The 11,280-nt window shown below is 58.4% G+C and carries 13 protein-coding genes; 8 read left to right on the top strand and 5 right to left on the bottom strand.

Annotated elements, in window-relative coordinates; all coding sequences use genetic code 11:
- On the top strand, window positions 1-226 hold a 226-nt coding region (locus tag KP703_RS09185; protein WP_215754598.1), incomplete at its 5' end, for a transposase.
- 10 nt (window positions 227-236) lie between these two features.
- Here KP703_RS09185 and KP703_RS09180 read toward each other — a convergent pair.
- From KP703_RS09180 to KP703_RS09170, 3 genes are all read right to left on the bottom strand, one after another.
- Window positions 237-1,280 (bottom strand): glycosyltransferase, encoded by a 1,044-nt coding sequence (locus KP703_RS09180; protein WP_215754597.1) that lies wholly within the window; start codon window positions 1,278-1,280, stop codon window positions 237-239.
- A 31-nt stretch (window positions 1,281-1,311) separates the two neighbouring features.
- Window positions 1,312-2,304, bottom strand: a complete 993-nt coding sequence (locus KP703_RS09175) for an ELM1/GtrOC1 family putative glycosyltransferase (RefSeq protein WP_256441399.1) — start codon at window positions 2,302-2,304, stop codon at window positions 1,312-1,314.
- A gap of 78 nt (window positions 2,305-2,382) precedes the next feature.
- Window positions 2,383-3,711, bottom strand: coding sequence for a lipopolysaccharide biosynthesis protein (locus tag KP703_RS09170; RefSeq protein WP_215754605.1), 1,329 nt, complete (start codon window positions 3,709-3,711; stop codon window positions 2,383-2,385).
- A gap of 296 nt (window positions 3,712-4,007) precedes the next feature.
- On the opposite strand from KP703_RS09170, the gene pqqA reads away from it, so the two are divergent.
- The 6 genes from pqqA (at window position 4,008) to KP703_RS09140 (ending at window position 8,042) form a co-directional block, all read left to right on the top strand.
- On the top strand, window positions 4,008-4,088 hold the full coding sequence (gene pqqA, locus KP703_RS09165; RefSeq protein ID WP_043550231.1) for a pyrroloquinoline quinone precursor peptide PqqA: 81 nt from the start codon (window positions 4,008-4,010) through the stop codon (window positions 4,086-4,088).
- Window positions 4,089-4,157: 69 nt separating this feature from the next.
- A complete protein-coding gene (gene pqqB, locus KP703_RS09160; RefSeq protein ID WP_215754596.1) occupies window positions 4,158-5,069 on the top strand; it encodes a pyrroloquinoline quinone biosynthesis protein PqqB in 912 nt (303 codons plus the stop codon).
- A complete protein-coding gene (gene pqqC, locus KP703_RS09155) occupies window positions 5,066-5,809 on the top strand; it encodes a pyrroloquinoline-quinone synthase PqqC (protein WP_215754595.1) in 744 nt (247 codons plus the stop codon). Before pqqB ends, pqqC begins: the two co-directional genes overlap by 4 nt.
- Complete coding sequence (gene pqqD / locus KP703_RS09150; protein ID WP_062141737.1) at window positions 5,806-6,096, top strand: pyrroloquinoline quinone biosynthesis peptide chaperone PqqD; 291 nt, start codon at window positions 5,806-5,808, stop codon at window positions 6,094-6,096. Before pqqC ends, pqqD begins: the two co-directional genes overlap by 4 nt.
- Window positions 6,097-6,107: 11 nt before the next feature.
- Window positions 6,108-7,199: a pyrroloquinoline quinone biosynthesis protein PqqE gene (gene pqqE / locus KP703_RS09145; protein ID WP_215754604.1), complete on the top strand. Its 1,092-nt coding sequence runs from the start codon at window positions 6,108-6,110 to the stop codon at window positions 7,197-7,199.
- 189 nt (window positions 7,200-7,388) lie between these two features.
- Entirely contained in the window at window positions 7,389-8,042 is a 654-nt protein-coding gene (locus KP703_RS09140; RefSeq protein WP_215754594.1) for a DUF2987 domain-containing protein, read from the top strand.
- Window positions 8,043-8,123: 81 nt separating this feature from the next.
- Here the strand turns inward: KP703_RS09140 and KP703_RS09135 are convergent, their stop codons facing one another.
- Together KP703_RS09135 and KP703_RS09130 are read right to left on the bottom strand one after the other, a co-directional pair.
- Entirely contained in the window at window positions 8,124-9,128 is a 1,005-nt protein-coding gene (locus KP703_RS09135; protein WP_215754593.1) for a ferritin-like domain-containing protein, read from the bottom strand.
- A 128-nt stretch (window positions 9,129-9,256) separates the two neighbouring features.
- The gene (locus KP703_RS09130; RefSeq protein ID WP_179193783.1) at window positions 9,257-9,940 is read right to left on the bottom strand and encodes an ATP-dependent Clp protease proteolytic subunit; all 684 of its coding nucleotides are present in this window, start codon (window positions 9,938-9,940) and stop codon (window positions 9,257-9,259) included.
- A 188-nt stretch (window positions 9,941-10,128) separates the two neighbouring features.
- On the opposite strand from KP703_RS09130, the gene KP703_RS09125 reads away from it, so the two are divergent.
- Window positions 10,129-11,193: a hypothetical protein gene (locus tag KP703_RS09125; protein ID WP_252353960.1), complete on the top strand. Its 1,065-nt coding sequence runs from the start codon at window positions 10,129-10,131 to the stop codon at window positions 11,191-11,193.
- Window positions 11,194-11,280 lie beyond the last annotated feature (87 nt).

The raw sequence follows: 11,280 nt of genomic DNA, 5'->3' as shown, positions 1-11,280 counted from the left end.
GCAGGATATCACTCTCGAAATCGTCAGACTACCTCAGGCTAAACGGGGTTTCGTGCTGCTGCCACGTCGCTGGATCGTAGAGAGATCGTTCGCGTGGGCAACGCGGTGCAGGAGGCTGGTGAAAGACTACGAGCGCTGCGCCTCAACGCTTGCCGCAATGCATACCATCGCCTTCGCAGGTTTCATGCTTAGAAACGCAGCTAACCTGCTCATCCAAAGTGCATAACACCCTCTAGTTATTGGTCTTTTAAAATCCTGTTTTCAAAGTTGCCTGAAAGACCATCCCGGATTGCGCTGACCAGCAGGCGCCAGCGGCGCACCATTTTAACGGGGTGCTGAAGGTGGTAGAGGACGCCGCGCGGGGTGCGACACAGGACTTTTATAAACAGAAATAGAACCATATTGAGATTATAAATCAGCCTACAATTTATACTGTTTTGCTCAATAAAAACGCGGTTCCGCAAAGCGAAATAGGGACGAATTATGCCTTGCTGCTCCTGTAGCCAGGGATGAAGGCAGGAAGGGGTCTGTGTCCAGGATTGCTCAAGGTCCCTTAGAACACTATTGCTGCACATCCACAGCGCCCCTCCGTTACGGGTTATGCGTAATGTATAGTCATAATCATCAAAATAGAGAAAAAAGCGTGCATCCGGCAGGCCAATACGCTGCACCCAGTCTTTATGAAACCATAAGCCGCCATAGGCACCCATTTCCATGGCGCGACATTCCAGCCCGCCCTTCTTCCAGAGTGCGACCGTTTTTTTCTGAAAAGGAGCCTGAACGGAAAAGCCAAAAAAGGAATTGGGCTGAATGGCGTTGGGTTTGTTGTTTTCAACCAGCTTGATGTAGGTGCGCTTGTCCTGACGAAAGCTGGCCAGACAGCAGGAGGGTTTCCCCCCCATAAGCCGCCATGTGCGGGCGAGAGCTTTGAGTGCGTCAGGATGAGGAACGGTGTCATCATCCAACGCCCAGATATGCTGGGTTTGCGCTCTTTGTGCTGCGGCGGCAAATCCTGCGGCAAACCCTTCCGCCGATCCCCCATTGCGCTCCAGCCGCACAGTCGTCACCTGCTCTGCGCCCCGTACCGCCACACTTGTTTTCAGGTTTTCTGCAACTGCGGGGACTGTTCCATTATCTACCAGAACCACGTGCCCGATACCGGCCTGAAACGCCGCATGCAGAACCTGCTCAACAAATGCAACCCGATTGCCATAGGTCACAACCACAGCGCAGGTTCCGTTCAGGGTCGCCTGTTCTGTGAGGGTTTCTGAATGTGTCACGCTTTTTCCATCGCAGTTGATTGGAGACGCATTACAATAATGCTTTTTTTAGACTAGGCAGCGCCAGAATACGGGTCCGGCATCGCATAAGGTCCTTATCGGCCTGATGCCGCACTGGCGCCCAGCGTAAATCCTGCTCGTTCAGATACGGGTCGGCCCAACGGAGCGCACCTGAGCGGATCAGCGTGCGATGCCAATGTGTGAAGTTGGCCCCACTTCCCAGGATCCCTCGCGTGATGAGCCAATAGCGAAGAGGCCGGAGCCCCAGAGCGTCCACCCCCTGCTGCAATCGGGACATGAGCGTCTGGCGCTGCGGCAAAGGAAACAGCCAGACCGGCGCACAGCTACGCCAAGCCTCTGCCAGCATGGATGCACTATCGGCAGTCACCACAAATCGGTTGCCAGTTTTCAGAAAGCTGCCGAACACATCTTCACCGGGCTGGAAGACATGCAGGACGGCACCGTATGTCTTCACCTGTTCCTGCATCCATGCCACCGCTTCAGGCGGTGTTCGCGGACTGGTGAGGATGTGCAGGGCTTCCTGATTGGCATGCGCCAGTTTGCGGGCAAAAATTAACAGACGGCGGGTTTCCGCAAGCCCCATCCGGAAGTGGCGGGACGGGCCGCCATACATCACAATGGTGCCTGCATGGCGCTGGCATTTCACGTTCTCATAAGCTGGTTTGAGCGATGCCCCGTTAAAGGGCCACAAGACTCTCAGAATATTCGGCCCCGAAGGATAATCATCCTGCGGCAGCGGAATAATCAGATCCAGATCCTTGGCAGGAATATGGCTCGGCCGGCCGATATGCACCACCAATGGCCTTACGGCGCAGGACGCCCGTAACGCACAAGCGGCCTGCACCGCATTCCCAAAAGACAGAATAAGACGCAGCCCTGTGGTCTCTGGCCACTGGGCTGGCGACGAAAAAGCGGGCCCAAGTAGCACTGTCCGGAAGGGGAGCCCCAGCGCCTGCGCCAGCGTCCGACACTGTGCCTGTTCTCCGACCCGCCCTGTATCCAGAATCCAGACTGGCTCGGATAAAACTGCTCGGCTCAGGTCACACCTCCGGCTTTTCGCGCTCTGGCTCCCGAACAGGTCTCAGGCTTCGGGTTTGCCCTCAAATGATTTGTTACGGTTCATAATAAGGTAAGGACCGAGACGTGTCAGCAGAATGGCCAGCTCGCTTAAGAGGGTTGCAAATCCCGCACCGGTCATCCCCCACGCGCTGGCCAGCACATAAAGCAACGGGAGCGAGAAACACATCGTCACCATGCGGCCGATCAGAATCTGATGCGCCTTGTTCAGTGACACCAGTAGCGGCTCAAGCGGTACGTCCCACAGGTCCAGAATGGCGGTCACGGTCATCAGCAACAGCAGCGTGCGGGTGCCTGTCCACGGGACAGTCAGCAGCAGATGCAGCAGCCAGGGCCCCACAAACGTGGCCACAACCAGCACCACAGCGGAAAAAATCGCCAGTGCCTGCAAAATACGGTTGGTAACCTGATGGATGGAGGCCCAGTCACGCTTGTCCCGCAGCGCCACCAGTTCCGGATACAAAGCCGGGGTGAGCATTTGCGCCGGGCGCGCCATGCCGTCGGAAATCTGCCATGTCACATTGTAAATGGCGGCGTTTTCCGGGCCCAGCACCGCGCCGACAATCAGCACTGTCAAGCGGGAGCCCAGACGTCCGAGCGCCTGATCCAGACTGGTGGAAAAGGTAAAGCGCCAGATCCCTTTAATCGGGCTGAGCCAGGGCACATTGACGAGCCGAAACCCTTTCAGCTTGTCCGAACGCGCCATGACCCAGAAGGCCAGTCCATAATCCAGCACAAACGCCACAGCCGTGGAGCAGTACCAAAGCAACAGAAAAGCCGGCAGCGTCCAGTGCAGGAAAAACCCTGTCACGCACCCCACGAATTTGACGACAGAACTGGCTGTATCCGCCAGAACCGCCAGTTCATACCGGTTGGCCAGCCGCAGGACGCCCATGGCGCAGCCCGTATTCATGAACAGGATGACGGTCATATACCACAGCGGAATATGCCCATAGGCGGCCGCCCAACCGGAAAGATGCGCCAGCCAGATACTGGAGAAAAGCGCTACGGCCACCCCCATGAGCGCGCCAAGCGCATCCAGCATGGTGCAATGGCGGAAAAGGGTCTGAAACGGTTTTTTCTCGGCGGCTTTGTAAAGAGAGGTGCCGTATTGCAGCAAAGGTTGCCAGGCCTGAAAGCGTGTCGCCACCGCGCAGGACATGACGAAGGAACTCATCAGCAGCAGGACGCCGTAATCCTCCAGCCCGAGCGTACGGACGGCCAGAGCGGTGCTGGCCAGCGCAAGCACGGCCATGGCGCCTCTGCCTGTCAGCAGATAGCCCGTGTTCCGAAACACCCGTCTGAATAACGCCTTGATCTGACTATTCATCAGCCTTCACGCTTCCTTCTCCCGCCTGAAATAGCCTGCGCACGGCACATCATGCCGGGCCGTGTTTAGAAGCCATGCGGCGGAAATAGCAAATCGTCGCGTTTTGGTGTGCTGTCTGTTCAGGGAGGATCCCTGTTCACACTCCCGTGAAAAGAATGAAAAAGACCTCATATTTCTGTGTGCAGGGTTGCACCCTTCGGGCTTTTGCTCACACTCGTTTCTGCGCGGCCAGCCTCCCTCTGGCTCTTTTGCCAGAACAGGAGGCCGCCTGATACATGACCCATTAACGGAGAGTTCTCATGGCCTGGACCACACCGAAAATCACCGAAATCCCGCTTGGCGCTGAAATCAACAGCTACGTTTGCGGCCAGAAGAAATAAGCCTTTCTGCCGCCAGCGCGACCTGCATCAGGTTCGCGCTGGCGGCATTTTTGTTTTAAAAAGCCGCGTATGCTTGATCTTCTTGTTCTAGGCGCTGCCGCAGGTGGCGGCTTTCCTCAGTGGAACTCTAATGCGCCCGGTTGCCAGCGCGCCCGCGCCGGAGACCCAAACGCCCCGGCCCGCACACAGGCGTCCCTCGCCGTCAGCGGGGATGGTGAGCACTGGTTTATCCTCAATGCCTCGCCCGATCTGCGCGCGCAGATCAACCAGACTCCTGCCCTGCACCCCAAAGACGGTTTGCGTTCCACCCCCATTGCCGGTGTGGTGCTGACCAGTGGCGAGATTGACGCCATTACCGGGCTGCTGACCATGCGGGAACGGCAGGCTTACGGGCTCTATGCCACCGCCTCTGTTCTGGCCCAGCTGGACGCCAACCCGATTTTTGATGCGCTGGACCGCACATTGGTACCGCGCAAGACCATGGCGCTTGACGAGCCCCTTGCTCTAATGCCGGGCAATCTGCGCATCACGCCATTTTCCGTCCCCGGTAAAGTGCCGCTTTATGCTGAGCGTGGGGAAAACCCGGCTGAGATCATGAATAACGGGGAAACCATCGGTCTGGACATTACGGATGGCCAGCATCGTGCTCTCTTTATTCCCGGCTGCGCCATGATGACGGACGCCCTGCGCGACCGCCTGAACGGGGCCGATGTGGTATTTTTTGACGGCACGCTCTGGACGGATGACGAGATGGTCCGCGCCGGACTGGGCGCCAAGACAGGCCGACGTATGGGCCATATGTCCATTGCGGATGAGCCGGATGGTACGATTGCCGCCTTCCGCCCGCTGAACGTAGGCCGCAAGGTGCTCATCCACATCAACAATTCCAACCCCATTCTGTTAGCCGACACGCCTGAACGCAGGCAGGTTGAAGAGGCAGACTGGGATGTCGCCTATGATGGCATGAGGATAACACTATGACAGACCGGCTGCTTTCCCCCGACGAACTGGAAGCTGCCTTACGGGCTATTGGTGCGGAACGGTACCACAACCTGCACCCTTTCCACCGTGCCTTGCATGATGGAAAGCTGAACAAGGGGCAGGTGCAGGCCTGGGCTCTGAACCGCTATTATTATCAGGCCAGCATTCCCGCCAAGGACGCCACACTGCTTGCCCGCCTGCCCACAGCAGAACTGCGGCGGGAATGGCGGCGGCGGCTGATTGACCATGACGGGACCGAACCCGGCACAGGCGGCGTAGCCCGCTGGCTGAAGCTGACCGATGGTTTGGGACTTGACCGCGCCTATGTGGAATCTCTGGACGGCCTGCTCCCCGGTACGCGCTTTGCCGTGGAAGCCTATGTGCATTTTGTGCGAGACCGCTCCATTCTGGAGGCCATTGCGTCCTCTCTGACAGAGCTGTTCTCCCCCACCATTATCAGTGAACGTGTGTCCGGCATGCTACGGAACTATGCGTTTATTACGGAAGAAACGCTGGCCTACTTCGCCCCGCGCCTGACGCAGGCCCCGCAGGATTCGGCCTTTGCACTGGCTTATGTGAAGGAACATGCCCGCACTCTAGCCGAACAGCAGGCCGTGCTTGGCGCGCTCAAGTTCAAATGCGGCGTTCTGTGGTCCATGCTGGATGCGCTGGATTACGCCTATGTCACGCCCGCCCGCATTCCGCCGGGGGCTTTCCGTCCGGCTGAGGATGCAGCATGACAGCCGCCACCCTTCTGGCGGAAACCTGTATGCCGCGCTTTGCCCGTGGCACACGGCTGCAATATGACCGCGTGCGGGAACAGTGGTTTGTGCAGGCACCAGAGCGTGCGTTTCTGGCCGATGCCGTTGCGGCAGAAATTCTGCAACTGGTGAACGGAAAACGCTCTCTGGCGAAGATTATTGACCAGCTTGCAGACAAGTTTTCTGCCCCACGTGATGTCATTGCACAGGATGTTTTGAGCATGACGCAGGAACTGGCCGACAAGCAGGTTCTGCTGCTGGCATGACCCGTTCTGCCATGATCAAAGCCCCGCCCCCCATGAGCCTGCTGGCAGAGCTGACGCATCGCTGCCCGCTGCAATGCCCCTATTGCTCCAACCCGCTCCGGCTGGACCCGCGTGCAGGCGAACTGGATACCGCAACATGGATGCGTGTGCTGGATGAAGCAGCCGCCATGGGCGTGTTGCAGGTGCATTTTTCCGGGGGTGAACCCATGGCCCGGCCTGATCTGGCTGATCTGGTCCGTCATGCGGTGTCTCTGGGGCTTTATACCAATCTGATTACCTCCGGCGTGCTGCTAAACCGTGACAGTCTGAAGGTACTTTCTGAAGCCGGGCTGGACCACATCCAGCTCTCCTTTCAGGATGCAGATGCGCAGGAAGGCGAGCGGATTGGCGGCATGGCAGGCGCTCAGGCCAAAAAGCTGGAAGCGGCTCGCCTGATTGTAGAAGACGGCCTGCCCCTAACGCTGAATTTTGTGATCCATCGGCAAAATGCCGAACGCGTGCCGGCCATGCTGGATCTGGCCGAGAAACTTGGCGCACGCCGGGTGGAAATTGCACATACGCAGTATTATGGCTGGGGCCTGCTCAACCGGGACGCCCTCCTGCCGGACTGCGCACAGTTAGAAGCCACGGAACAGGCTGTTGCGGCGGCACGCATGCGGTTTGGCAACCGGCTTGCCATTGATTTTGTGACCCCGGATTATTACGCCGAACGCCCCAAGCCCTGCATGGGCGGGTGGGGGCAGCGTTTCCTCAATATTTCGCCCTCCGGCAAAGTGCTGCCGTGCCATGCGGCAGAAAGCATTCCGGGGTTGACCTTCCCGTCCGTTGCAGAAGAGTCGCTTGAGGCCATCTGGCAGGACTCGCCGCTATTCAACCTCTATCGCGGCACGGACTGGATGCCCCAGCCGTGCCAAAGTTGTGCCTTTAAAGAAGATGACTGGGGCGGATGCCGCTGTCAGGCTCTGGCATTGGCCGGACAAGCCGACGCGACGGACCCGGTCTGCCACCGCGCCCCGGCGCATGACCGGATTGAGAAGGCCATCGCAGAACGCCCGGCAACACCACCAGCTTTCCGTTACCGCCGCTATAGTAATACGGTTTAAAAGACATTCCCCAAGTCGTAGATTGTCCATGTTTTGGTAAACAGGAAGCAGTATGATTTGGGGTGTTCCTTTTATACTGCGAGGCGGCTTTTAATGCGCAGACACAGTCTTTTATCGCTCCTGATGACCTGTTGCGGGGCGTGCTTCTCCCCGGCATACGCCCAGACATCGCAGCCTGAGAATATAGAAGTGCATGCCACGCGCACAGTACAAGTTCAGACCTACCGCGCCGTTGCGCGCGTCTTCAACCGCTTTAACGCATTCCCTGAACAAGACCGGGCCAATCTTTCGCTCCATGTGCTGGGGCGGCTCCAACCCGAAGATGCACCGCTGAAAGCCTCCGGCCTGCATCTGCAAACCCAAAACGGCCCCATCCCGCTGTTCAATGCGGATAATGATGAACTGACTGTGCCGCTGACAAAGGCCCTATGGGTCGAAAACCCGCCTTTAATGGCCAACCTGACTGCAAATGAATTTATCGGTTTCACCTTCCAGATTGCCGTCGCAACGCCTCAGCCGGACCAGTTCACAGATGCCGAAGCCCGCCATTGGTTAAAGCAACTCAATAACTGCATGGAAGATGTCGTGGGGGTGATTGTCGCCTTTATGCTGCCAGATGCACATCGGCTTATTGTTTCGGTCGCACCGCATAGCCGACTGGAGGCCATCAAAAATGACCAGTCCCAGCTTCTTCTGGATAACCAGAGCGATACGCCGCAAACATTTGTATTCAGACCGCAGGACTACCCGCGTGATACACTCTTCCGCAGCACCAGGGCGTTCAATCAGGTCCTCATAAAAATCCCGCTTGATCCCCATGCAAGCATGAAGCGGAAAGCGTGAGCCCCTGCAAAAAGCTAAAAGGCTTTCTGAGACACGGCTGCGGACAGGAAAGCTGAAGACTCCCTGCCCGCAAAACCTTAATCAGTGCCGGTTGGCGCGTACCAGACCGGAGACGAACTGCCACCCACGCCCGACATCACGAATAACGCGCGCAATGGCCGGAGCTGTGGTGGGACGCAGCAGGCGCGGGTCATAGCCCGCAAAGCGCCGGTCATCTTCTTCCAGACACAGATCCATGAATTCCGGCAGGTTCAGATCAACATTGGCAATGTCTTTTGTGCCGGTAACGGTAAAGTTGTTGTCCTGCGTATGGACCTCACCTTTGTCATCCACAGAGGTGGCAATGCTCATGCGTTCATAGGCAAGGAATGCCCATACCGCCCAGACCTTCATCTCAAAGAACGGACGACGCCACCAGGGCATGACCGCCCGATACCAGGCCAGCCAGTTGGCGAACAGCAGAATGTGGCGACACTCTTCCTGCATGACCGGCTCAAACGTATCAATCAGTTCCGGCGGGAAGAAGCCGGAACGCTGGGCCAGCTCAAACAGGCCAAACGCAAAGAAGCTATCGACGCACTCGGAAAACCCGGTGACGAGATAGGCCCATTCGACGTCTTTTGGCTCAATATACGGCGGTTCCGGCGCCATCTTGATGCCATAGGCCTCAACCAGCTTGGACAGAACTTCCTTATGCCGGTTTTCTTCCCACGCATTGCGGGAAATGGCGTCCTTAATATCCGGATCTGTCACCAGACGGGCGTAAGCTGCCATACGCAGGCGGGCCTTACCCTCCGTCTGCACGGCAATATCCCAGATCGGCAGGGAAGTGATGCGGTGCAGCGTTTCCGGGTCCAGCTTCGGCCAGTCAATGACGGAAGGCCGATACGGATTGAAGGTTTCGCGGAACATCGCCGCAATCGCCTTCTTATGCGCGTCAGACCCCGGCTTCAGCGGGCCTTTAACAGGGCTGAGCCAGTGCCGGGCTTTATAATCGGCCTCAACCACAGCCTCATTATCGGGCGGCGGGGGCAGATCATCCACACTGTCTGGCAGGCGGGAATAGATATCGCTGAGAGAACCCATGGCAGGAACCCGTTTACTGGGGGCGCTCCGCCACCCGCCCCTGCCACAGCAGAAGCGGGCCACGCAGGGCCCGGGACAACAAACTGACTCCTCTCCCCCGCAGGAAGAGAGGAGCGCGGGTCTTCCGTTTAGTGAATGTCGGAAAGCTTCGAAATGATCTTTGTCACTAGACCATAGTCAATTGCTTCTTTGGCGGACATCCAGTGGTTGCGGTCCGTGTCCTTGACGATTTTTTCGTACGTCTGGCCGGTTTCCCGGGCGAACAGACGGTTCAGACGCTCACGCATCTTGATGATTTCGCGTGCTTCGATGTCGATATCCGTTGCCGGACCGCGCACACCGCCCATCGGCTGATGGAGCAGGAAGCGGGTGTTGGGCAGACAGAAACGACGGTCTTTCTGACCAGCGGCAAAAATCAGCGCACCGGCAGAGGCCACCCAGCCTGTGCCGATCATGTTGACCGGCGCCACCGAATCGACAAAGCGGATCATGTCATGGATGGTGTCACCACTTTCCACGTGTCCGCCGGGAGAGTTCACATACACATCAATCGGCTTGTCCGACTCACCGGCCAGCGCCAGCAGACGCGCTGTGACGTCCCGGGCCACCTTGTCGTTAATCCCGCCAAAAATCAGCACTTTGCGCTGTTTGAACAGCTTGTTCTCCAGCTCCCCTTCCGGAGCAGCCGGGGTTTTGGCGTCTTCTTTTTCCGGTGCGTCCGGGGACTCCGGGTTATCATCATCCAGCCGGATAGGATCGCAGGGGGAAATGCCCGTCATGCCAGTCTCCGCATGTTCTGTGTCTCTGTTCATGTCTCTTATCCTGCTCTGCCTGCGCGCCCCTGCCAAGGGGCAATCATGCGAGGGTGATCCCCTATCTCGCCACAACGGCCCGAAGAGGGTAGAGTGCCCCCTGTTTTTCACCCTGCCAGCGGAGCAACCATCACGTCATGCAGCAAGCGTGCCCAGAACAGGACCGGCCTTTCCGGCACCGTGTTTACATGGCTTTTCAGTCCGGCAACCCTTTTCGGTCCGGGTTACTGGTGGCGACAGGCGTGCTCTGCCTGACAGGATGCAGCCATAAAGACCCCGTCGATACGACGTTTGAGTGGATGCAGCATATGCGTGGCGGGGTGATTGCCGCACAGCGGCCGCCGCCGCCCGGTATTTATGACCCCTACCCGCATGTGGGGCTGACGCCGACTACCACGCCGGAAGTCCCCTCCCCTCAGGCACGGTCCCTGATCACGCAACAGCTGATCCGTGACCGGAACCTGATGTACCGCACTGTGGCGGCCAACGGCACCCTGATGCCCGAAATCCCGCCACCACCCGGCGCTGCTGCATCAGCCACGCCAAAAGGCGGCACGGCACCGCAGGCTGGAAACGGCGCCGCGCAACCAGCCACGCTCCCCGAGGGCACGGCCGGGGCTATTATGGATGCAGCAGACGCCCCACCCCAGCAGACTGCTGCCACGGCTGCTTCTGCCGGGAAAAGCACTCAATCAGCCATTCCGTCTGCCCCCTCGCCTGACTCCGGCGCTCTGACCAAAACCGGGAAAAAGACCGAAGCCAGCAAGCAGGACGCCGAAATCGCCATGCCGGAAGTCGGGCTGCCTGAGGTGAAATCCACCGCGCAGACACCCCCCACCCCGGCCAGCGCCATTCCGCAAATTCCGGCAGGGCCGCCCACGCCGCCGTCTTTCCCCGGGTTTGATGTTCCGTCAGACGCCTATGTGCCGGATGCCGTTCGCCCCAATTATGATCTGTCCGACGCCAAAGGCACGGCGATTCATTGCGTGCCGCAGTCCGACCAGATTTCCTCCGGGCAGGATGACGCGTTTGCAAAGCTGGTCGCCAAAACACCGCATGGGCCGTTCTATGTGCGGGGATTTGGGTCTGCTGCCTCACTTGATGCGCAGGATCAGGCTGACGCCGTGCAGCTTGGACTGCTGCGCGCCCAGAATATTGCCAAAAAGCTGATCAGCCTGAACGTCCCCGCCTCCGCCATTCACATCCGGGGGGATGCGTTTGGCATGGGCGCACGGATTGCCACGACGCCCTGATCCCCTTCTCCGTCCTGCCGGTGGGATAATCTCATAGTTGAGAACAGATTATCCCATTGGGGCGGTTGCCTGTTCCGTTTCTGCCAT

This window comes from Acetobacter sp. P5B1, assembly GCF_018811985.1.
Classification (GTDB): domain Bacteria; phylum Pseudomonadota; class Alphaproteobacteria; order Acetobacterales; family Acetobacteraceae; genus Acetobacter; species Acetobacter cerevisiae.
Note: the sequence above shows the minus strand (reverse complement) of the source record. Positions and strands in the feature narration are given on the sequence as shown.

Coding starts and splice junctions, on each gene's coding strand:
- pqqA (WP_043550231.1), top strand. CDS start 4,008: ATGGCCTGGACCACACCGAAAATCACCGAAATCCCGCTTGGCGCTGAA.
- pqqB (WP_215754596.1), top strand. CDS start 4,158: ATGCTTGATCTTCTTGTTCTAGGCGCTGCCGCAGGTGGCGGCTTTCCT.
- KP703_RS09135 (WP_215754593.1), bottom strand. CDS start 9,128: ATGGGTTCTCTCAGCGATATCTATTCCCGCCTGCCAGACAGTGTGGAT.
- KP703_RS09130 (WP_179193783.1), bottom strand. CDS start 9,940: ATGAACAGAGACACAGAACATGCGGAGACTGGCATGACGGGCATTTCC.
- KP703_RS09125 (WP_252353960.1), top strand. CDS start 10,129: ATGGCTTTTCAGTCCGGCAACCCTTTTCGGTCCGGGTTACTGGTGGCG.
- pqqE (WP_215754604.1), top strand. CDS start 6,108: ATGATCAAAGCCCCGCCCCCCATGAGCCTGCTGGCAGAGCTGACGCAT.
- pqqC (WP_215754595.1), top strand. CDS start 5,066: ATGACAGACCGGCTGCTTTCCCCCGACGAACTGGAAGCTGCCTTACGG.
- pqqD (WP_062141737.1), top strand. CDS start 5,806: ATGACAGCCGCCACCCTTCTGGCGGAAACCTGTATGCCGCGCTTTGCC.